The sequence below is a fragment of the Actinomadura rayongensis genome (assembly GCF_009831215.1).
Taxonomy (GTDB): domain Bacteria; phylum Actinomycetota; class Actinomycetes; order Streptosporangiales; family Streptosporangiaceae; genus Spirillospora; species Spirillospora rayongensis.
Genome location: NZ_WUTW01000006.1, coordinates 133,374 through 154,888, shown reverse-complemented (window position 1 = coordinate 154,888; position 21,515 = coordinate 133,374). Strand labels below are relative to the sequence as shown.

Annotated in this window: 18 protein-coding genes; 9 read left to right on the top strand and 9 right to left on the bottom strand. The window is 75.7% G+C overall.

Going from position 1 to position 21,515, the window contains the following annotated elements; genetic code table 11:
- Positions 1 to 79 precede the first annotated feature (79 nt).
- On the top strand, positions 80 to 2,920 hold the full coding sequence (locus tag GQ466_RS24475; protein WP_161105375.1) for a hypothetical protein: 2,841 nt from the start codon (positions 80 to 82) through the stop codon (positions 2,918 to 2,920).
- A gap of 6 nt (positions 2,921 to 2,926) precedes the next feature.
- Here the strand turns inward: GQ466_RS24475 and GQ466_RS24470 are convergent, their stop codons facing one another.
- From GQ466_RS24470 to GQ466_RS24460, 3 genes are all read right to left on the bottom strand, one after another.
- Positions 2,927 to 4,414, bottom strand: coding sequence for an MFS transporter (locus tag GQ466_RS24470; RefSeq protein ID WP_161105374.1), 1,488 nt, complete (start codon positions 4,412 to 4,414; stop codon positions 2,927 to 2,929).
- 362 nt (positions 4,415 to 4,776) lie between these two features.
- On the bottom strand, positions 4,777 to 4,977 hold the full coding sequence (locus GQ466_RS24465) for a DUF3040 domain-containing protein (RefSeq protein WP_161105373.1): 201 nt from the start codon (positions 4,975 to 4,977) through the stop codon (positions 4,777 to 4,779).
- Positions 4,978 to 5,044: 67 nt separating this feature from the next.
- A complete protein-coding gene (locus tag GQ466_RS24460) occupies positions 5,045 to 6,655 on the bottom strand; it encodes a glycoside hydrolase family 10-like protein (RefSeq protein ID WP_161105372.1) in 1,611 nt (536 codons plus the stop codon).
- A 108-nt stretch (positions 6,656 to 6,763) separates the two neighbouring features.
- Between GQ466_RS24460 and GQ466_RS24455 the strand changes: the two genes are divergently transcribed.
- A complete protein-coding gene (locus tag GQ466_RS24455; protein WP_161105371.1) occupies positions 6,764 to 7,507 on the top strand; it encodes a ZIP family metal transporter in 744 nt (247 codons plus the stop codon).
- 3 nt (positions 7,508 to 7,510) lie between these two features.
- Here the strand turns inward: GQ466_RS24455 and GQ466_RS24450 are convergent, their stop codons facing one another.
- On the bottom strand, positions 7,511 to 8,341 hold the full coding sequence (locus tag GQ466_RS24450; protein ID WP_161105370.1) for an SDR family NAD(P)-dependent oxidoreductase: 831 nt from the start codon (positions 8,339 to 8,341) through the stop codon (positions 7,511 to 7,513).
- Between the two features lie 75 nt (positions 8,342 to 8,416).
- On the opposite strand from GQ466_RS24450, the gene GQ466_RS24445 reads away from it, so the two are divergent.
- The 3 genes from GQ466_RS24445 to GQ466_RS24435 all read left to right on the top strand — a co-directional run bounded on the left by GQ466_RS24445 (position 8,417) and on the right by GQ466_RS24435 (position 11,154).
- Positions 8,417 to 9,127 (top strand): spermidine synthase family protein, encoded by a 711-nt coding sequence (locus GQ466_RS24445; protein ID WP_161105369.1) that lies wholly within the window; start codon positions 8,417 to 8,419, stop codon positions 9,125 to 9,127.
- A 103-nt stretch (positions 9,128 to 9,230) separates the two neighbouring features.
- On the top strand, positions 9,231 to 9,830 hold the full coding sequence (locus GQ466_RS24440; RefSeq protein WP_161105368.1) for a biotin transporter BioY: 600 nt from the start codon (positions 9,231 to 9,233) through the stop codon (positions 9,828 to 9,830).
- A gap of 103 nt (positions 9,831 to 9,933) precedes the next feature.
- The gene (locus GQ466_RS24435; protein ID WP_161105367.1) at positions 9,934 to 11,154 is read left to right on the top strand and encodes an isochorismate synthase; all 1,221 of its coding nucleotides are present in this window, start codon (positions 9,934 to 9,936) and stop codon (positions 11,152 to 11,154) included.
- A 6-nt stretch (positions 11,155 to 11,160) separates the two neighbouring features.
- Here the strand turns inward: GQ466_RS24435 and GQ466_RS24430 are convergent, their stop codons facing one another.
- Positions 11,161 to 11,970, bottom strand: coding sequence for an Fpg/Nei family DNA glycosylase (locus GQ466_RS24430; RefSeq protein ID WP_161105366.1), 810 nt, complete (start codon positions 11,968 to 11,970; stop codon positions 11,161 to 11,163).
- A gap of 64 nt (positions 11,971 to 12,034) precedes the next feature.
- On the bottom strand, positions 12,035 to 13,066 hold the full coding sequence (locus GQ466_RS24425) for a fatty acid desaturase family protein (protein WP_161105365.1): 1,032 nt from the start codon (positions 13,064 to 13,066) through the stop codon (positions 12,035 to 12,037).
- A 185-nt stretch (positions 13,067 to 13,251) separates the two neighbouring features.
- Between GQ466_RS24425 and GQ466_RS24420 the strand changes: the two genes are divergently transcribed.
- Positions 13,252 to 14,055 (top strand): tyrosine-protein phosphatase, encoded by an 804-nt coding sequence (locus GQ466_RS24420; protein WP_161105364.1) that lies wholly within the window; start codon positions 13,252 to 13,254, stop codon positions 14,053 to 14,055.
- Positions 14,056 to 14,141: 86 nt separating this feature from the next.
- Here the strand turns inward: GQ466_RS24420 and menD are convergent, their stop codons facing one another.
- Genes menD through GQ466_RS24405 form a run of 3 tightly spaced genes read right to left on the bottom strand, consistent with a single transcriptional unit; the run spans position 14,142 to position 17,703 of the window.
- On the bottom strand, positions 14,142 to 15,809 hold the full coding sequence (gene menD, locus GQ466_RS24415) for a 2-succinyl-5-enolpyruvyl-6-hydroxy-3-cyclohexene-1-carboxylic-acid synthase (RefSeq protein ID WP_161105363.1): 1,668 nt from the start codon (positions 15,807 to 15,809) through the stop codon (positions 14,142 to 14,144).
- Positions 15,806 to 16,756 carry an o-succinylbenzoate synthase gene (locus GQ466_RS24410; protein ID WP_161105362.1) on the bottom strand — a complete coding sequence of 317 codons (951 nt, stop codon included), beginning with the start codon at positions 16,754 to 16,756 and terminating at the stop codon, positions 15,806 to 15,808. The genes menD and GQ466_RS24410 overlap by 4 nt, the downstream gene beginning before the upstream one ends.
- 47 nt (positions 16,757 to 16,803) lie before the next feature.
- On the bottom strand, positions 16,804 to 17,703 hold the full coding sequence (locus GQ466_RS24405; protein WP_161105361.1) for a 1,4-dihydroxy-2-naphthoyl-CoA synthase: 900 nt from the start codon (positions 17,701 to 17,703) through the stop codon (positions 16,804 to 16,806).
- A 130-nt stretch (positions 17,704 to 17,833) separates the two neighbouring features.
- Between GQ466_RS24405 and GQ466_RS24400 the strand changes: the two genes are divergently transcribed.
- From GQ466_RS24400 to GQ466_RS24390, 3 genes are all read left to right on the top strand, one after another.
- The gene (locus tag GQ466_RS24400) at positions 17,834 to 18,988 is read left to right on the top strand and encodes an AMP-binding protein (RefSeq protein ID WP_161105360.1); all 1,155 of its coding nucleotides are present in this window, start codon (positions 17,834 to 17,836) and stop codon (positions 18,986 to 18,988) included.
- Between the two features lie 29 nt (positions 18,989 to 19,017).
- Positions 19,018 to 20,019, top strand: a complete 1,002-nt coding sequence (locus GQ466_RS24395) for a cation diffusion facilitator family transporter (RefSeq protein WP_161105359.1) — start codon at positions 19,018 to 19,020, stop codon at positions 20,017 to 20,019.
- 158 nt (positions 20,020 to 20,177) lie between these two features.
- Complete coding sequence (locus GQ466_RS24390; protein ID WP_161105358.1) at positions 20,178 to 21,515, top strand: RNA polymerase sigma factor; 1,338 nt, start codon at positions 20,178 to 20,180, stop codon at positions 21,513 to 21,515.

Below are 21,515 nucleotides of genomic sequence, written 5' to 3'. Positions count from 1 at the left end.
CCTGGCCGGTGCCTGGCCGGTACCGGCGGGTAGGCGCGGGAATGCGGGCGGTTCGCCCGGGAGGACTACTATTCGCGGGGTGAACGGGCAGGGGGCCGGGACGGGACCCGGTGCAGCGTCGGCGCGGCCGGGGGATCTCTTCGCCGCGGTGGAGGCCAACGTCCGCGAGCTGGTCGCGGCGCCGTGGTGGCGGACGGCGGCGCCGCAGCAGCGCAGCGAGCAGATCGCGGCGCGGATGCTGTGGGGCGCGGGCGAGTGGTGGCTGTTCGGGGCGTGGGGCCGCTGGTACCGGTGCGGGCTGGACGGGTCGTGGCAGCCGTGCCCGCCGCCGCCCGATCCCGCCGACCGGGCCGTCGCGGTCCCGGCGCCGCGCGGGGCGGGGACGCCGCCGGTGCCGCCGCAGCTGTACCCGACGGGCCCGGACCTGTCGACGGGGCGGATGGCGTCGCTGGGGTTCCTCGGCCCGCTCCCCGACACCGGCGTGGTCGCGCGGATCTCGCAGGCGCTGACTACGGCGCTGGCGGTGAACCCGGCGCAGTTCGCCCAGCAGGACCCGATGTTCCAGGCGGGGACGCCGAGTACGGTCGCGGCGGCGTGGGGGGCGCTGCTGTGGTGCGCGGGCGCGCCGGTCGCGCTGACCGAGCATCCGCTGATCGAGTCGTTCACCTACTACCTGACGACCCCGGCCGAGCGGCTGCACTGGATGATGCCGCCGGACTTCTCGACGCTGGCGGGCTACTACGTCCACCGGCTCGGCGCGGGCGACGGGCCGGGCGCCGCGCACGTCGCGCGGGTGATGTACGAGGTCGCGACGGGGTTGCAGGGCGACGAGCGGTTCCGTCCGGGCGCGGACGCGCTCGCGGCGGTGACGGGCGCGTCGCTGCAGTACGTCCAGCAGGACCTGGCGACCGTCCGGTACGGGCCGCAGGCGATCGTGCAGGAGTGGCGGCGGCGGTGCCCGGCGGAGTTCGCGACGCCGCTGCTGCGCGACACCGCGCCCGGCGAGTACCTGCGCCTGGCCCTGTACGACCTGCAGCAGATCGTCGCGGAGCTGGGCGCGGTGCCGCCCGCCCCGGCGGGCGCCGCCCCGGGCGGTCCGGGCGGGCCCGGCGGGCAGGGGCGGGGGCACGACCGGGTGCGGCACGCGGGCCTGGCGGTGCTGGCGGCGGACTTGCAGGCGGCGCCGGGCGCGCTCCCGGCGCTGCAGCGGTGGCTGGACCCGGACTCGGCGCGGACGCTGCAGGCGGTGCTGGCCGATCCGGCGCATCCGCTGCGGACGTTGTGGCCGCGCGACGGGCGGCTGCCCGAGGCGCTGCGGTCGGGCGACGCGGGGGTGCTGGCGGCGCTGCTGGCCACGACGTACGGGATCGGGCTGACGTGGTGCCGGCTGGCGCAGGTGCCGCCGCCGGCGACGGGGTTCGCGGTGCCGCAGGCGGTCGCGGCGGAGCTGACGAGCCCGGCGAACTACTCGCCGCCCTCGACCGACGAGCTGAGCGCGTGGGACATCATCTCGGCGGCGCGGGCGCATCTGGCGGCGGGCCGTCCCGCGCCGGACGCGCCCGTCGCGCCCGAGCCGCCGGGCGCCGGGGACCCGGCGGGCCGGTCGGCGGGCCCGGCGTCGCCGCAGGCGCGCCCCCCGCTGCCCCCGCCCGCCGCTCCCCCGCCCGCCCCGCCCGCGGGCGCGCCCATGGAGCCCCCTGCCGCCCCGCCCGCGCCTCCGCCGGGTCCGCGTCCCGGCGAGGACGCGGGCCCGGGCGCGGGCGACGCGCACGCCGGGCCGTCCGGGCACGAGCAGGGCGGGGCGCAGGCCGCCGCGCACGCCGGCCAGGCCCCGCCTTCCGGTCCGCCGCCCCTGGGTCCGCCGCCCGGCCCTCCGCCCGGGCCGGCGCCCGCGCCGCCGGTGGCGGGGACGGCGCCGGTGTGGCCGGACGAGCAGGGACCGGCCGAGCACGCGCCGGGCACGCAGCTGGACTCGGGCCCGTACTCCGACCCGTACCGCACGCAGCTCGATCCCCGGCTGGATCCGCGGCTGGACGCGCGTCCGGGCGGGCAGGAGCTGCCGCCGCCGCCCGCGCCGGTGTCGGAGGCGCCGCCGCCCGCGCCGCAGGCGGCGCGGGACGAGCCGGGCCCGCGGGTCGCCGAGGCGTACGGGATCCGGTTCCTGTGCGGCGCCGACGACGTGGAGCGGGTGGTGACCGAGGCGCGGCGCCGGGGGAAGTGGGCGGCGCGGCTGCGGGGGCAGGAGGTGTCGAGCGCGTCGGTGCCGGCGCTGCTGCTGATCGGGGCGCCGTCCAGCGGGCAGCGGCGGCTGGCGCGGATGGTGGCGCGGGCGCTGGCGGAGGTGGAGGTGTCGTCGGGCGAGGTCCGGACGGTGCACGCCGAGGACCTGCGCGACGGCGGCCCGGACGGGCTGCGGGCGGCGCTGGACGCGCACGCGGGGCACGCGCTGCTGCTGGACGGCCTGGACGACCTGATCCTGGACCATCCCGAGGGCCGCCAGTACGCGACGGCGATCTACCGGGCGCGGCTGGAGGGCGTGAGCGAGACGGCGCTGCTGGCGACGTGCGCGCCCGACCGGGTCGGGGAGCTGTCGGCGGCGTCCCCTGAGCTGCTGACGGACCTGCGCGCGGTGCGGCTGCCGGACCTGTCGGTGCCCGCCGTCCGGGAGGGCCTGCTCGGCCTGCTCGCCGAGGAGCGCCGCCTGCGCCTCGGCGCGGACGCGTGGCGGGTGGTGCGGCAGGAGATGCCGCTGCTGCGCGGCCGGGGCCGCCTGACCGGCGCACGGCTCATCGAGACCTACCTGGACCGGGCGGCGACGCGGCAGCTCGGGCGCGCCGAGGCGACGCAGGCGATCGGGAGCACGGGCACGCTGGTGCTGGCCGGCGAGGACTTCGAGGGCATCGCCGCCGAACTGTCCTGACCGGGCTCAGGTCTGCTCGGGAGCGGGCGCGGGTTCGCGGGTGCCGGGGTCCTGGCAGGAGTGGTGGAGCCCGGCGGGCATGTGCCGGTGGACGCGCGCGGCCTTGCGGACGGTGAGGAACGCGACGGGCCCGCCGAGCGCGCACGCGGCGGCGGCGATGAGCATGGCGCGCGGGTACCCGGCGCCGAGGGGTCCGGAGGCGCCGTGGGCGCCGAGCCCGGCGGCGGGCGGCAGGACCGCGACGGCCAGCAGTGACGCCAGCCGGGACACGGCGTTGTTGGTGCCGGACGCGGCGCCGACGTGGTCCTCGTCGACTGACGCGAGGACGGTCGCGGTGAGCGGCGCGACGGTCGCGGCCATCCCGAGCCCGAACACCACGACGCCGGGCAGCACGCCGGTGACGTAGGACGCGCCGGGCCGGGCGAGGGCGAGCAGCGCGACGCCGCCGCCCGCGACGAGCGGCCCGGCCGCCATGAGGGGGCGGGCGCCGATCCGCTGCGCGAGCGCCCCGGCCCGCCCCGACAGCACCATCATGATCACCGTCATGGGCAGCGTCGCGATCCCGGCGCGCAGCGCGGAGTACCCGAGCGAGTTCTGCAGCTGCAGCGTCAGCAGGAACAGCGCGCCGCCGAGCGCGGAGTACACCGCGAGGGTGGTGAGGTTGACGCCGACGAACTGCCGGGACCGCAGCATGTCCAGCGGCAGCAGCGGGTCGCGGGAGCGGCGCTCGGCGACCGGGAACGCGGCGAGTCCCGCGATGCCCACGACGGCGAGGACGGCGGCGGCGGGCGTCCACCCGTGCGCGGGGACCTCGATGAGCGCGTACACGGCGCCGCCGAGCCCGGCGGTGACGGTGACCGCGCCGGGGTAGTCCAGGCGGCCGGGGCGGGCCGAGCGGGTCTCGGGCACGCGGCGCAGCGCGGCGAGGGTGAGCGCGGCGAGCGGCACGTTGACCAGGAACACCCACCGCCACGACACGACGTCCACGAGCCATCCCCCGGCGAACGGGCCGAGCGCGGCGGCGACGCCCGACAGCGCGGCCCAGCGGCCGACGGCGGCGCCGCGGTCGCGTTCGTCGATGATCGCGTCGATCATGGCGAGGCTGCCGGGGACCAGCAGCGCGCCGCCCGCGCCCTGCACCAGGCGCGCGGCGATGAGCGCGGCGGGGCCGGGCGCGAGCCCGCACGCCAGCGACGCGGCGGTGAACAGGACGAGCCCGGCGGTGAAGACCCGGCGGTGGCCGTGCCGGTCGCCGAGGGCGCCGCCGAACAGCAGCAGGGCGCTGAGGGTGAGCAGGTAGCCGTCCAGGACCCACTGCAGGACGGTGAGGCCGCCGCCCAGGCCGCGGCCGATGGCGGGCAGCGCGACGTTGACGACCGAGCCGTCCAGGAACGCGACGCCCGAGCCGAGGACGGTGGCGGTGAGCACGCGTCGGCCCGCCGAAGACGCCAGCCGGGCGCGGCCGGGACGATCGTCGGTCTTGGCGTCGGTCATGAGTCCTCCGTTCCTCGGCGTGCTGCACGGCGCGCCCGCCCAAACCGCCCTTGACGAACCCGTGCCCTGCGGCGGACCGCACCCTGACGCGCGCACGGGCGCGGGCGTGGTCACGAGAGGGGGGCGGGAGCGGTTAGAGTGGGTGTGGCCGGTGCGGCACCGTGTCCCCCGGGCTCTATTCACAGCCTTCGGGGAATACCGCCGGACCTGTTCCGGGCCGGAGCCTCGTTGTGCCTTTCGCCGTGAGGCGACCGTCCGCACCGGCCATCCGGACGCCCGCGGGCTCCGGCGAGATTTCCCGTCTCGCCGGAGCCCGTTGTCGTTTCTCCTGGTTTTCCGGGCGGGTGCCGTGCGGGTGCCGGTCAGCCGAACGCGGCGAGGAGCGCGCCGGCGAGCGCCGCCGCGGCGGCCACGGCGACGATCGCGACGGCGGCGACGAGGCGGATCCGCCGCCGCCGGTCCCGGCCGAGCCTGGTCATGCGGACCGCGAGCCGCGGGTCGTCCGCGGTCAGCCGGACCTCGATCTCGGCGAGGAGCCGCCGCTCCTCCATCGACAGCGCCATGCTTCAACCTCCGGGGGACGTGGTGCCCGTATTCCTCCCCCGCTTACAAGATCATTAGCCGTGATCGTCAGCCGTGGGCGGCGGTCGCGGTCGCGGCCCGCGCGGGCGCGCTCTCGTGGTGGCGGCGGTCCAGCGCGGTGACGTAGTAGGTGTAGGTCCGGCCGGGTTCGGCGGTGGCGTCCAGGACCCCGCCGCCGCGCACCGAGGCCAGCAGCCGGTCGGGGCGGACGGGCGCGCACGCCGGCCCCGTCCCGTCCACCCGGTACACGGCGTAGGACGCGGCGGAGTCCTGCGTCCGCCACTGCACCCGCACGCCCGGCCCCTCGGCGGGCACGGCCGTCACGTTCCGGACGCCGGGCGGCGCGGCGCCGCCGGGCGCGGGCGGCAGCAGCGCGGGCCGCCCGTAGTGGTCGGCGCGCAGCTTGGCGGCGAACCCGGCGCGGTTGGCGGCGACGTCGGCGGCGCTGAAGAACACGTCCCCGCGGACCTGCGGGTAGCGGGCGTTGAGCGCCAGGTGCCGCGACAGCTCGCCGGCGCGCCGCCACGCGCCGCCCTCCCCGACGCGGTACGCGGCCTGCCCGATGGTGAGCTGCACGCCGGTGCCGCGCACCAGGTCCGACCACCACGCGACCAGGGTGCGGTAGTCGGCGCGCGGGTCCCCGATCGGCCAGTACAGCTGCGGGGTGACGTAGTCGAGCCAGCCCTCCTTCACCCAGCGGCGGGTGTCGGCGTACTGGTCGTCGTAGCTCTGCAGCGCGCTCGTCTTCGACCCGCCGGGGTCGGTGGAGGCGTTGCGCCACACCCCGAACGGGCTGATCCCGAACCGCAGCCACGGCTTGGCCCGGTGGATGCGGGCGTCCAGGTCCCGGACGAGCCCGTCGACGTTCTCCCGCCGCCACGCCGCCTTGCCGAGGCCGTGCCCGTACGCCTTGTAGGCGGCCTTGTCGGGGTAGTCCTTCCCGTCCTCGGGATAGGGGTAGAAGTAGTCGTCGAAGTGGACGCCGTCGACGTCGTACTTCCCGACGACGTCCATGACCGCGCGGGTGACCAGGTCGCGGACCTGCGGCAGCCCCGGGTCGTACCACAGGCCGTCGCCGTAGGCGTGGACCCAGTCGGGATGCTTGCGGGCGGGGCTGGAGGGGGCGAGCTTGGAGCGGTCCGGGTCGTTGGCGACGCGGTAGGGGTTGAACCAGGCGTGGAACTCCAGGTCGCGGGCGTGCGCCTCCTTCACCATGAACCCCAGCACGTCCCAGCCGGGGTCCTTGCCGGCCGTCCCGGTGATCCACTGCGACCACGGCTCGTACGGCGAGGGGTAGAACGCGTCGCCGTCCGGGCGGATCTGCACGAACACCGTGTTGAACCGCATCGCCTGCGCGGTGTCCAGCAGCTTGCGGTACCGGTCCTGCTGGGCCTTCACGGTGCGGGCGCCCGCGGGCCAGTCCGCGCCGCCGACCGTCGTGATCCACATCCCGCGGACCTGCCGGGCCGGGTCGTCGCCGGGCGCGGGCACCGCCGGGCACTCCGCCGACGCGCCCGCCGCCGGGACCCGCGCCGCCTCGGCCGCGCCCTCCCCGCCGCCGAACCCGCACCCCGCCGCGCCCGCCAGCAGCACGGCCGCCGCCGCGCCCGCCAGCACCGCCGTGCCCGTCCCGGTCCCCGTTCGCTTCCGTCGCCGCATAGCGAGCCATTGTCACCGACCCGGGGCCGTGCTCGCGCCGCACACCGTAAAACGATCATGGAAGGGGGCGGCGGGGAACGCGGCCCGCGCGCGGGTAGGACGCCGGTCATGGCCGTGCTGCTGTCGCTGGTGGCCGCGGCGATGATCCTGGCGGGCGGGACGCTCGCGCTGCGCGCCCGCGACCGCCGCCACCTCGTCCTCGGGCTCGCGGGCGGCATCGTCCTCGGCGTCGTGTCGTTCGACCTGATCCCCGAGGCCCTGGCCGCCGGGGCGCCCGAGCTTCTGCACGTCCCCGTCCCGATGATCGCGTTCGCGGCCGGGTTCGCGACCCTGCACGTCGCCGAGCAGCTCACCGCAGCGCACCGCGCCCACGAGGGCGAGTACGCCCCGCACCGCCACCCCGGCGCGTCCGGGCGCGTCGCCGCCGGCGCCCTCATCACCCACACGTTCCTGGACGGCCTCACCATCGGCGTGGCGCTGCGCGCGCCCGGCGCGACCGGCCTGCTCGTCTGCGTCGCGATCTTCGCGCACAACTTCGCCGACGGGTTCACCACCGTCACCTTCGCGTCCCTGCGCGACCCCGCCGCACGACAGGGGGCACGGCGGGGGGCGGCGCGGTTCCTCGCCGCCGCGATGCTCGCGCCCGTCGCGGGAGCGTCGCTCGCGACGGTCCTCGCCGTGCCCGGGCACGTCCTCGGCCCCTACCTGGGGTTCGTGTCGGGGGTTCTGCTGTACCTGGCCGCCGCCGACATCCTCCCCGAGGCGCACGCCGGGCATCCGCGCGCCGCGACGCTCGCCGCGACCGGCGCGGGCGTCGCCGCCGTCCTGCTCATCGTCGGCGCCGCCCACTGACCGTCACCGCAGGGTGGACAGGCCGCCGTCGACGCCGATGACCTGCCCGGTGATGTACGACGCCCGCGACGACAGCAGGAACACCACGGCCTCGGCGACCTCCCACGCCGTGCCCTGCCGGCCGAGCGGGATCAGCTTCGCCGACCGCTCCCGGTCGGCGTTGCCCGCCGACGCCATCCGCCCCATCACCGTGTCGATCAGCCCCGGCGCCACCACGTTCACCCGCACCCCGCGCGCCGCGCCCTCCACCGCCGCGTGCCGCGCCAGCCCCTCGAGGCCCGCCTTGGACGCGTCGTAGGACGGCGACCGGCTGCCCGGCTTCGTCCCCGCCAGCGACCCGGTGAACACCATCGACCCGCCGTCCCCGAGCAGCGGCAGCGCCTCCCGCGCCACCACGAACGGGCCGCGCAGGTTCACCGCCAGCACCCGGTCCCAGTCCGCCACCGGCGTCCCCGCCAGCCCGTACCCGGTCCCGATGCCCGCGTTCACCACCACGCCGTCCAGCCCGCCCAGGCGCAGCGCCGCGTCGGCGACCATCCGCGCCGCGTCGCCCGGATCGCCGACGTCCCCGACCAGCACGTGCGCGCCGCCGCCCGCGTCGGTGATCCGCTTCACCGTCCCCGCCGCCGCGACCTCGTCCACGTCCGCGCACGCCACCTCGGCGCCCTCGCGCGCCGCGACCACCGCGATCGCGCGGCCGTTCCCGGCGGGCGCGTCCGGGTCGTCGCTGCGGCGCGTCCCCGCGCCCACCACGAGGATCCGGCGGCCCGCCAGCAGGCCCCGGTCCGTCCCATGCCCGGCCGGCGCACCATCCGAAGGGGAAAAGTCCGACATGGGTTCGCACCCTAGCCCGCCGCCCCCGCCCTGCCCAGACCCACGCCTTCGCCCTCGCCGCTACCGTGGACGCCCATGAACACGGCCGCCATCGACCCGAGCATCGACCCGAGCACCGACCCGCGCCCCGTCGTCGTCGAACGCGCCGACGGCACCGGCGGCGAGCTCGTCCTGCGCCGCACCGGACCGCACCACGAGATCATCAGCAACGGCGTGTTCCTCATGGACACCCGCGACGGCACCTCCGAGCGCCTCCTCGTCCGCGCCGCCGCCGAGCGCCTCACCGCCCCCGCCAGCATCGCCATCGGCGGCCTCGGCGTCGGGTTCTCCCTCGCCGAGGCCGCCGCCGACCCCCGCTTCACCGCCGTCACCGTCATCGAACGCGAACCCGCCGTCGCCGCCTGGCACCGCGGCCCGCTGCGCCCGTACTCCGCCAGCGCCCTGGACGACCCCCGCGTCCGCCTCCACCTCACCGACCTGCTCGACTGGCTCGACACCGACACCGGCGCCCACGACGCCCTGTGCCTCGACATCGACAACGGGCCCCACTGGACCGTCACCCCCGGCAACGCCCGCCTCTACTCCCCCGCCGGCCTGGACCGCCTCGCCCGCCGCCTCACCCCGCGCGGCGTCCTCGCCGTCTGGAGCGCCGCCGACGCCCCCGGCTTCACCGACCTGCTGCGCACCCGCTTCGCCCACGTCGACGTCCGGACGGTCCCCGTCCCGCGCGGCGAACCCGACGTCGTCTACCTCGCCCGCGCGCCCCGCGCCGACGGAAGCGGCTGACCGGACAAAACAACCCCGCCGCTTCCTGTACCCCCGCCACACCCGCCCCGGACATACCGTTCGCTAAGTTGCGAACAGGAACAAAACCGTCTGGAGGGCTTCCGTGACCACCGCCGACCTCACCGCCACCCGGCGCCCCCGCGCCGTCCGCGCCGTTCTCGGCGACCTCCTGCCCGGCGCGCTCGCCCGCGACACCGCGCTCGTCCTGGCCGCCGCGACCCTCACCGGCATCGCCGCCCAGCTCAGCGTCCCGCTCCCCGGCACGCCCGTCCCCGTCACCGGCCAGACCTTCGCCGTCCTGCTCGCCGGCGCCGCCCTCGGCGCCCCCCGCGCCGCGCTCGCCATGCTCACCTACCTGCTCGCCGGGATCGCCGGGCTCCCCTGGTTCGCCGACGGCCAGACCGGCACCGGCAGCCCCACCTTCGGCTACCTCCTCGGCTTCGTCGCCGCCGCCACCGCCGTCGGCGCCCTCGCCCGGCGCGGCGGCGACCGCACCCCCGCCCGCACCGCCGCGACCATGCTCGCCGGCACCGCCGTCCTCTACGCGATCGGCCTGCCGTACCTCATGGCGTCCCTGGACGTCGGCCTCGGCACGGCCCTGCACCTCGGGTTCACGCCGTTCCTCGCCGGCGACGCCCTCAAGATCGTCCTGGCGGCCGGGCTGCTCCCCGCCGCCTGGCGCCTCCTCGGCGCCCGCCGCTGACCCCGCCCCGGCGTGCGCCACGGCGATCTTGTGGCGCACGCCTCAGCACCCCCGCACGCCCCCACTGTTTGAACGGGTTCAAAACTCCCGTACAGTGGGGACCGTGAAGCTCGCCGCGACCACCACGGACCACCTCACCGTCCACACCGCACCGGTCGCCGACCCCGGCGACCTCGTCGCCCACCTCCCCGGCCCCCAGGCCCTCGCCTGGATCCGCCACGGCCAGGGCATCATCGGCTGGGGGGAGGCCGCCCGCATCACCCTGCCCGGCGGCACCGACCGCATCACCGCCGCCGACCGCCTCCTGCGCGACCTGTTCGCCGGCGCCGACGTCCACGACCCCCTCGGCCTCCCCGGCACCGGACCCGTCGCGTTCGGCACCTTCGGCTTCACCCCCGACTCCCCCGGCACCACCCTCATCGTCCCCCGCCGCGTCCTCGGCCGCCGCGACGGCACCGCCTGGATCACCACCATCGGCGACGACCCCGGCCCCCTCGACCTCCTGCGCCCCCCCGCCCCGCCCGGCCCCCTCACCTGGACCGACGGCGCCCACACCGCCGCCACCTGGCAGGACGCCGTCGCCACCGCCGTCACCCGCATCCGCGCCGGCCACCTCGGCAAAGTCGTCCTCGCCCGCGACCTCCACGCCACCGCCGACGCCCCCATCGACCCCCGCGTCCTGCTCCGCCGCCTCGCCGACCGCTTCCCCGGCTGCTACACCTTCGCCTGCGACGGCCTCGTCGGCGCCACCCCCGAACTCCTCGTCCGCCGCACCGGCGGCACCGTCGAGTCCCTCGTCCTCGCCGGCACCGCCCCCGCCGACGACCCCGCACGCGCCCGCGCCCTGCGCACCTCCGCCAAAGACCACCACGAACACGCCTACGCCATCGAAATGGTCCGCCAGGCCCTCACCCCCCTCTGCGACGACCTCCACATCCCCGCCGCACCCGAAATCCTCACCCTCCCCAACGTCCTCCACCTCGCCTCACCCGTCCGCGGCCACCTCAACGCCCGCCACTCCGTCCTCGACGTCGTCGCCGCCCTCCACCCCACCCCCGCCGTCGGCGGCACCCCCACCCCCACCGCCCTCGACCTCATCGCCGACCTCGAGAACATGGACCGCGGACGCTACGCCGCCCCCGTCGGCTGGATCGACGCGCGCGGCGACGGCGAATGGGGCATCGCCCTGCGCTGCGCCGAACTCGACGGCAACCGCGCCCGCCTCTTCGCCGGCTGCGGCATCGTCGGCGACTCCCGCCCCGCCGACGAACTCGCCGAAGCCCACAACAAGTTCCGCGCCATGCGCTACGCCCTCGAAGGCTGACCGGCGCTACGCCCCCTGGCACCCCGGACACCAGAACAAATTCCGGCCCCCCACCACCCGCGTCGCCACCACACCACCGCACACCAGGCACGGCGACCCCGCACGCCGGTACACGTACACCTCACCACCATGATCGTCCACACGCGGCGGACGACCCATCGCCTCCGGCATGTGCTCCGCACGCACCGTGTCGATCCGCCCCGTCCGCACACCCTCCCGCATCAACACCACCAGGTCGTCCCACAACGCCGACCACCGCTCCCACCCCAGCTCCCGCCCCGGCACGTCCGGACACACCCCCTGCCGGAACAGCACCTCCGCCCGGTAGATGTTCCCCGGACCCGCCACCACCGACTGATCCATCAACAGCGCCGCCACCGGCACGCGGCTCCGCGCCACCCGCGCGAACGCCTCCCGCGCGTCCCCGTCCGCCCGCAACGGATCCGGCCCCAGCCGATCCCGCAACCGCTTCACCTCACCCGGCTCCAACAGCTCGCACGCGTTCGGCCCGCGCAGATCCGCGAACCCCGCCGCCCCCGCCAACCGCAACCGCACCGCCCCCACCGGCTCCGGCGCCGGCACCGCCCCGAACCCGTACGTCCCGTAAATCCCCAGATGAACGTGCAGCACCCGCTCACCCTCGAACCCCACCAGCAAATGCTTCCCGTGCGCCTCCGCACCCGCCAGCACCCGGCCGTCGATCCACGCCGCCCCCGCCGCGAACCGCCCCTGCGGACTCTCCGCCCGCACCCGCTCCCCGCCGAAAACCCGGCGATGCTCCGCGGCGAGACGATGAACAGTGTGACCCTCCGGCATAACCCGCAACCCTAAACCGCCCGCGGCCCCCGGACCGACCCCGCCGGAGACCGCACCGCGCCCACTACCCCTCCGCGCCCACCGACCGCAGATGCCCCAGCGCGATCCGGTACGACTCCCACGCCCCCGCCTCCGTGTACGGCAGACCCTCCCGCGCGCAATGCTCCCGCACCAACGGCTGCAACCGCCGCAGACTCGGCCGCGGCGCGCTCGGGAACAGATGATGCTCGATCTGGTAATTCAGCCCCCCGAACACATAATCCGCCACCCGGCCGCCCCGCACATTCCGCGACGTCAGCACCTGCCGCCGCAGATGATCCCACCGGTCGCCCTTCCCCGGCATCGCCATCCCCTTGTGGTTGTGCGCGAACGACGCCCCCAGATGCAAACCGAACAACGCCTGATGCACCACCACCAACGCAACCGCCTGCGCCACCGGCAGCAACCCGAACGCCAAACCCAGATACGCCGCCAGATGCGCCACCAGCAGCCCACCCTCCACCAGCCGCTGCCTGCGCGAACGCCCCCGCAGGAACAACGCGCTCCCCACCTTCAAATTCACGCCCTCCAACAGCAGCAACGGAAAGAACAACCCCGCCTGATGCCGCACCACCCAACCCCCCGCACCACGCCGCCCCGCCGCCTGACCGCGCGTCCACGCCAAAACCCCCTCCCCCACATCCGGATCCTTCCCCACATGATTCGGATTCGCATGATGACGATTGTGCTTGTCCGTCCACCACCCGTGCCCCATCCCCAACATCAAATTCCCGAACACCAACCCCAGAAAACGATTCACCCCCGGCGACCGCGCGATCTGCCGATGCCCCGCGTCATGCCCCAGAAAAGCCGTCCGCGCCGACACCACCGCCAACGGAACACCCAGCGCCACCGCACCCCACGCCGCCGCACCACCCGCAGCCCCCAGCACCCCCACACCCGCCCACAACCCCGCCGTCGCCGCCACGTTCAACCCCGCAGCCCGCACGTAATAACCCCGCCGCCGCTCCAGCAGCCCCGCCGCCCGCACCCGCCGCACCAACGGACCGAACGACCCGCCCACCCGCTCCGGCGCAGCATCCAGAACAACCGTCATGAAACCCTCCCACGTCCGTGAACCGTCACCACGAACCTAGGAACACCACCCCCGAACCCACGCCCCCCGCCAGAGCCAACCCCCGACCACCCCTCACGTACCGGTCCCCCGCAACCCACCGCCTGACCCGCCAACCCCACCCTCAGTAAAAGACCGGCATGTTTCGCCCGATACAGTTACAAGACATGAACCAAAGCACGCGGTGGATCCCCCTGGACGGCGCCGTCAACGTGCGAGACCTCGGCGGGCTCCCCACCGCCGACGGCCGGACCACCCGGCGCGGCCGGGTCCTGCGCGCCGACAACCTCCAGGACCTCACGGTCGCCGACGTCCGCCTCCTCCTGGACGACTACGGCCTGAAGAACGTCATCGACCTGCGCAGCGACACCGAAGTACGCCTCGAAGGCCCCGGCCCCCTCGCCCGGACCCCCTCGGTCACCCTCCACCACCTCTCCCTCTTCGCCGAAGGCGGACGCAACACCGACGTCGCCGCCGACACCGTCGACCTCGACCGCGTCCTGCCCTGGCAGAACCGCGACGCCCACGGCACCCCCGAACAGGACCGTTCGATCGCCCACTACCTCGGCTACCTCGACGCCCGCGCCGACTCCATCGTCGCGGCCCTGCGCGTCATGACCCGCGCCGACGGCTCGGCCATCGTCCACTGCGCCGCCGGCAAGGACCGCACCGGCGTCGTCTGCGCGCTGGCGCTGGAGGCCGTCGGCGTCCACCGCGAGGCCGTCGTCGCCGACTACGTCGCCACCGGCGACCGCCTCGAACAGATCCTCGGCCGGCTCCGCGACTCCAGCACCTACGCCGCCGACCTGGACTCCCGCCCCGCCGACACCCACCGGCCGCACGCGGAGATCATGGAGAAGTTCCTCGCCCGCGTGGACGAGAGCTTCGGCGGCCCGCTCGGCTGGCTCGCCCGCAACGGCTGGACCGACGAGGACACTGTCGCGCTTGTTGAGCGTTTGGTCGGTTCCTGAAATCGGCGGCTGACCCGCCGGGCGCCTTTACATTGTAAGTTCAGGCCGGGCAACGGAGCCCGGCGCCGCCCGGTTTTCCTCGGCGCTCAGGCCAGCAGCTCCCGCACGGCCTCGTGCGCCGCCGTCCGCAGCTCCGCGTGCAGGTCCGCGTTCACCGCCCGGTCCGTCCGCGCCTCGATCATCCGCAGCCCCTCCCCCGCCAGCAGCTTCGGCAGGTCCGCCGCCGCCTCCAGCCGCCGGTACGGGACGCGGTGCGCCGCCGCCACCGCCTCCAGGTCCACGTCGTGCGGCGTCCCGAAGACCCGCTCGAACGGGTCGGGCACCGCCGCCTGCGGCAGCAGCGAGAAGATCCCCCCGCCCCGGTTGTTCACCACCACCAGCGCCAGGTCCGGGCGCCGCTCCCCCGCGCCGGCCAGCAGCCCGTTCTGGTCGTGCAGGAACGCCAGGTCGCCCAGCAGCGCGTAGGACCGTCCGCCGTGCGCCAGCGCCGCGCCCAGCGCGGTCGACACCAGCCCGTCGATCCCGCTCGCCCCCCGGTTCGCCATGATCCGCACGCCGCGCCGGGGCCGCATCACCTGGTCCAGATCCCGGATCGGCATGCTCGCCGACGTGAACAGCAGCGCCCCGCCCGGCAGCGACGCCACCAGGTCCCGCGCCAGGCGCGGCTCGCTGACCTCCGGGACGGCGTCCAGCACCCGGTCGATCGCGGCGGCGGCGGCCAGGTCGGCGGCCCGCCACGACCGCAGCCACGCGTCGTCGCCCGACACCACCGGGATCTCCACGTCCTGCGCGACCTGCGTCGCCGACCGGACCGGATCCGGCCACCGCGCGAGGTCCGGCGCGAGCACGATGTGCTCCTCCGCACGCCGCAGCAGCGCCAGCAACGGCCGCGACAACCCCGGCTTCCCGAGCGTCACGACCACCTCGGGCCGGTGCCGCTCCACGAACTCCGGCACGCCCAGCAGGAAGTGGTGCGCCGACAGCGCGTGGTCGCCGTAGCGGGCGTTGCCGCTCGGCTCCGACAGCACCGGCCACCCCGCCATCGACGCCGCCGCCACGTACCGCTTGACGTTCACCGCGCCGTCCCCGACCACGAGGATCCCGCGCCGCGTCGGCGGGACGTGCAGCACCGACCCCGGCGTCGCCGCGCGCACCCGCGTCCACGCGCCCGTCGCGTCGCCGTCCAGCGGCTCGCACCACGCGTCGTCGCCGTCCGGGACGAGCGGCTCCCGGAACGCCGCGTTCAGGTGCACCGGACCGGGCGACGGCCCCTGCGCGAGCCCGTACGCGCGGCTGACCAGCGACCGCCAGTACGACACCATCCCCGGACGATTCTCCGGCACACCGATCTCCGCGCTCCACCGCACGGCCGTCCCGTACAGCTTCACCTGGTCGATCGTCTGGTTCGCGCCCGTCGCGCGCAGCTCCGGCGGACGGTCCGCCGTGACGACCAGCAGCGGCACGCCCGCCTCATGCGCCTCGATGACCGCCGGATGGAAGTTCGCCGCCGCCGTCCCCGACGTGCACACCAGCAGCACCGGACGCCCCGACCGGCGCGCCAGCCCGAGCCCGAGGAACGACGCCGACCGCTCGTCGATCCGCACGTGCAGCCGCACCCGCCCCGCCGTCTCGGCCTCGTGCAACGCCAGCGCCAGCGCCGCCGACCGCGAACCCGGCGCGAGGACCGCGTCGGTCATCCCGCACCGCAGCAGCTCGTCCACCAGGACGGTCGCCAGCGCCGTGGCCGGGTTCACCGCGACGGCTCCGCGCCGGGCAGATGCCGCGCGGCGGCCCGCGCCCGCTCCGCCCAGCGCTCCGCGACGTCCGCGCCCGGCTCGTGGCGGGCGAGCGCGGCCGGGTCCACGTCCGGCCGCCGCACCGGCAGGACGCCGTCCACCGGGACCAGCGGCGCGTCCACCACGTCGCCCTCCAGCAGCGACAGCGTCGCCAGCCCGCACGCGAACGGCAGCTCCGGCAGCGCCGCCGCCAGCGCCACCCCCGCCGCCAGGCCCACCGACGTCTCCACCGCGCTCGACACCACCACCGGCAGCCCCACCGCCTCGGCCACGCGCAGCGCCGCGCGGACCCCGCCGAGCGGCTGCACCTTCAGCACCACGATGTCCGCCGCGCCCGCCGCCCGGACCTTCAGCGGGTCCTCCGCGCGGCGGATCGACTCGTCGGCGGCGATCGGGACGTCCACCCGCAGCCGGACGCGCCGCAGGTCGTCCAGCGTCGGGCACGGCTGCTCGGCGTACTCCAGCTCGAACCGGTCCAGCGAGCGGATCATCGCGGCGGCGCGGTCGACGTCCCAGCCGCCGTTGGCGTCCACCCGGATCCGCCCGTCCGGGCCGAGGGCGTCGCGGACGGCCTCCACCCGCGCCATGTCGTCGGCGTCGGTCTGCCCCGGCTCGGCGACCTTCACCTTCGCGGTCCGGCAGCCCGACTCCTTGGCCAGCGCGAACGCGCGCTCCGGCCCGACGGCCGGGATCGTCGCGTTCACCGGGACGCCGTCGCGCACCGGCGCGGGCCACCCCTGCTCGGCGGCCTCCTGCGCGGCGGCCAGCCAGCGCGCCGCCTCGGCCGGGCCGTACTCGGCGAACGGGGAGAACTCCCCCCATCCCGCCGGGCCGCGCAGGAGCGCCCCGTCCCGCCGCGTGATGCCGCGGAACCGCGTCCGCATCGGGATGGAGTAGACCCGCACGCGCTCGCCCCCTGCCCTCGTCCCGTCCGGAGGAAGATCGAAAAATCCTAGTAGTACCACGGGAAACGCGACCAATCGGGTGCGCGCTTCTCCAGGAACGAGTCCCGTCCCTCGGCCGCCTCGTCGGTCCCGTAGGCCAGCCGCGTCGTCTCCCCCGCGAACACCTGCTGCCCGATCAGACCGTCGTCGATCATGTTGAACGCGAACTTCAGCATCCGCTGGGCGGTCGGGCTCTTGCCGTTGATCTTGCGCGCCCACTCCAGCGCCGTGCGCTCCAGCTCCGCGTGCGGGACGACCGCGTTCACCATCCCCATCCGGTGCGCGGCCTCGGCGTCGTAGGTGTCGCCGAGGAAGAAGATCTCCCGCGCGAACTTCTGCCCCACCTGCCGCGCCAGGTACGCCGACCCGAACCCCGCGTCGAAGCTCGCCACGTCGGCGTCGGTCTGCTTGAACCGCGCGTGCTCCCGGCTGGCGAGCGTCAGGTCCGCCACGACGTGCAGGCTGTGCCCCCCGCCCGCCGCCCAGCCCGGCACCACGCAGATCACGACCTTGCCCATGAACCGGATCAGCCGCTGCACCTCCAGGATGTGCAGCCGCCCCGCCCGCGCCGGGTCGATCGTGTCGGAGGTGTCGCCCTCGGCGTACTTGTAGCCGTCCTTGCCCCGGATCCGCTGGTCGCCGCCCGAGCAGAACGCCCAGCCGCCGTCCTTGGGCGACGGCCCGTTCCCGGTCAGCAGCACGCACCCGATGTCGCTGGACATCCGCGCGTGGTCCAGCGCCCGGTACAGCTCGTCGACGGTGTGGGGACGGAACGCGTTGCGGACCTCGGGGCGGTCGAACGCGATCCGGACCGTCCCGTGCTCGACCGACCGGTGGTAGGTGATGTCGGTGAACCCGAAGCCCTCCACCTCCTTCCACGCGGACGGGTCGAACAGCTCCGAGACCATGAGTTCCCCTTCCCCTGCCGCGGCGCCGTCGCCGCCCGGCCGTGGCCCATTATTCAACCGGGCCGGAAGATGAACGCGTTCAGCGGGGTGGCCGCTCCCCGCCGCGCGCCCCGTACTAGCGTGACGCCCCATGGACCGCCCGCTCCACGCCGTCGCCCTGCCGCCCGGCCCCGGCCTGCTCACCGCCCTCGCGGCGGCCCTCGACGGCACCGGACCCGCGATCCTCCCCCTCCCCCCGGACCTGCCCGCCCCCGCCCGCGCCGCCCTCCTGGACGCCGTCGCCCCGCACGCCGTCACCACCCCCGAAGGCACCACCGCCCGGCCCGGCGGAATCCCCGTCGACCCCGGCACCGCCGTCCTCATCGCCACCTCCGGCAGCACCGGCACCCCCAAGGCCGTCGAACTGTCCGCCGCCGCCCTGCGCCACTCCGCCGCCGCCACCCTCGACCGCATCGGCGCCGCCCCCGGCGACCGCTGGCTCTGCTGCCTCCCCACCAGCCACATCGCCGGACTCCAGGTCCTCGTCCGGTCCCTGATCGCCGGCACCGACCCCGAGATCCACCCCCGCTTCGACCCCGCCGCCGTCGCCGCCTCCCGCGCCGCCCACGTCTCCCTCGTCCCCACCCAGCTCCGCCGCCTCCTGGACGCCGGCGCCGACCTTGCCCAATTCGGCACCATCCTGCTCGGCGGCGCCGCCGCCGACCCCGCCCTCCTCGACCGCGCCCGCACCCGCGGCGCCCGCGTCCGCACCACCTATGGCATGAGCGAGACCTGCGGCGGCTGCGCCTACGACGGCGTCCCCCTCGACGGCGTCCGCCTCGCCGTCGGCCCCGGCGACCGCATCCGCGTCGCCGGGCCCGTCCTGTTCACCGGCTACCGGCTGCGCCCCGACCTCACCGCCGCCGCCCGCGACGGCGACTGGTACGTCACCCAGGACCTCGGCGTCCTGGCGAACGGACGCCTCCGGATCCGGGGCCGCGCCGACGACGTCATCAACACCGGCGGCGAGAAGGTCGTCGCCGGCGAGGTCGCCGCCGTCCTCGCCCGCCACCCCGCCGTCGCCGACGTCGCCGTCGTCGGCCGCCCCGACCCCGAATGGGGCGAACGCGTCACCGCCGTCGTCGTCCCCGCCGGGCCCCCGCCGTCCCTCGCCGAGCTGCGCGACTGGGTCCGCGCCCACCTCCCCGCCCCCGCCGCGCCCCGCGAACTCGACCTCGTCCCGGAGATCCCGCTGCTCCCGTCCGGCAAGCCCGACCGCGCCCTCCTGCGCCGTCCCCCGGAGTAGGAGCCCGGCGGCGGGGAACGAGCCGCACCATGACGCAGCCCGACCGCGACCAAGGGCACGAGAGCACCCTGACGGTCTTCCTGGCGCTCGCCGCCAACCTCGGCATCGCCATCGCCAAGATCGTCGCCGCCGTGCTCACCGGCTCGGCGTCGATGGGCGCCGAGGCCGCCCACTCCGTCGCCGACACCTTCAACGAGATCCTGCTGCTCGTCGGCCTGCGCCGCAGCGGACGCCCCGCCGACCGCCGCCACCCCTTCGGGCACGGCAAGGAGCGCTACATCTGGACCCTGCTCGTCGCCGTCGCGATCTTCGGCATGGGCGCCCTGTTCGCCTACTACCAGGGCGTCGAGACGATCATCGCGGGGCACGGGGGGACCGACCCGCGCGTCGGGTACGCCGTCCTCGCCGTCTCGTTCGTCCTGGAGGGGATCTCCTGGCGGCAGGCCGTCCGGCAGGTCCGCGCCGACGCCCGCGCCGAGGGCCTGCCCGTCCTCGCCTTCCTGCGCCGCACCGACGAGCCCGCGTCGCTCAGCGTCCTGCTGGAGGACTCGGCCGCCCTCACCGGCCTGCTGCTGGCGTTCGGCGGCCTCGGCCTCCACCAGCTCACCGGCGCGGCCGTCTGGGACGGCGTCGGCTCGATCCTCATCGGCGTGCTCCTCACCGCCGTCGCCCTCGCGCTCGGCCGCGTCAACCTCAACCTGCTCATCGGCGCCCAGGCCGACCCGCGGCTCGTCGCCGGCGTCCGCGACCGGCTGGCCGCCGCGCCCGAGATCGACTGGCTGGTCGACCTCGTGACCATGACCGTCGGCGCCGACCGCGTCCTCGTGTGCGCCCGGCTGGACTTCCGCGACGGGCTGACGTCCGGCGACGTGGAGCGGACGTGCGTGCGGTTGGCCCGCGAGCTGCAGGACGCGTATCCGGAGATCGACGAGGTGTTCCTGGAGCCCGTTCCCCGCGACGATCCGGACCTGCGCGCGCGGGTCGTCGCCCGCTATGGGCATGCGCTCGGCCAACGCCCGACGACGGGCTGACCCGCCCGTGACCTTTACATAGTAAGGTAAAGCCCGGGCCGCCGGAACGGGGCCGCCGGGAACAACAGGGGCGCTGTCCGACGTTCCCGTTATTGCGCGCGTCACGAGAGAAAACGTCTCCGCCGCACCCATCACCACCGAAGGGAGGGGGCGCCACCATGCCGCGATCCGCCGCCGAGACCCCGCTCACGGAGCCGCCGGGGCCCGCCCTGGACGACCTCATCGAGCGAGGCCGCGCGCAGGGCCGTCTCGCGCTGGACGAGGTCCGCCGCGCCTTCGCCGCCGCCGGGGTCAGCCCCGCCCGCGGTCGCTCCATCCTGCGCGACCTCGCCGACTCCGGCATCCGCATGACCGAGGGCGACGACGACGGACCGGCCGCCCCCGCCCGCGACGCCGCCGACGGCGCCCGCAAGGCCCCCGCCCGCAAGCGCCGCGCCAGCCGCGCCGCCGGAACGACCGCCAAGGACGCCGTCATGGCCGCCCCCGCCGCTCCCCCCGTCCCCGCCGCCGGCGAGGCCGCCGACACCGAGCCGTTCGACGTCACCGAGGTCGAGGTCGAGCCCGCCCCCGACCTGGACGACACCACCACGGTCATGGGCGACTCCGTCCACACCTACCTCAAGGCCATCGGCCGCCGCCAGCTCCTCACCGCCGAGCAGGAGGTCGAGCTGGCCAAGCGCATCGAGGCCGGGCTGTACGCCGAGTACAAGCTGGAGAACGAGGACGTCCCCGAGGACCTGCGCGCCGACCTGGAGTGGGTCGCCGCCGACGGCCAGCGCGCCAAGGCGCACATGCTGGAGGCGAACCTGCGGCTCGTCGTGTCGGTCGCGAAGAAGTACTCCGACCGGGGCCTGTCGCTGCTGGACGTCGTCCAGGAGGGCAACCTCGGCCTCATCCGCGCGGTCGAGAAGTTCGACTACTCCAAGGGCTACAAGTTCTCCACCTACGCGATGTGGTGGATCCGCCAGGCGATCCAGCGCGGGTTCGCCGACTCGGCGCGGACGATCCGGCTGCCCGTCCACGTCCTGGAGCTGCTGAGCAAGGTCAGCCGGGTCGAGCGGGACATGCACCAGCGGCTCGGCCGCGAGCCCACGCCCGAGGAGATGGCCGTCGAGCTGGACCGCAGCCCCGAGCAGATCCGCGAGCTGCTGCGCACCAGCCGCCAGCCGATCAGCCTGGACTCCACGATCGGCGAGGACGGCGAGACCCGCATCGGCGACCTCATCGAGGACACCGACAGCCCCGAGGCCGCCGAGCTGGTCGACCGCCAGCTCATGGCCGACCAGCTCCGCCGGACGCTGGACGTCCTGTCCCCGCGCGAGGCGAAGATCATGGCGATGCGGTTCGGGCTGTACGACGGGACGCCCCGCACGCTCGACGAGATCGGCAAGGCGCTCGGCCTCACGCGCGAGCGGATCCGGCAGCTGGAGAAGGAGTCGCTGTCCAAGCTGCGGCACCCGAGCAACGCCCGTCCCCTGCTCGACTTCGCCGTCTAG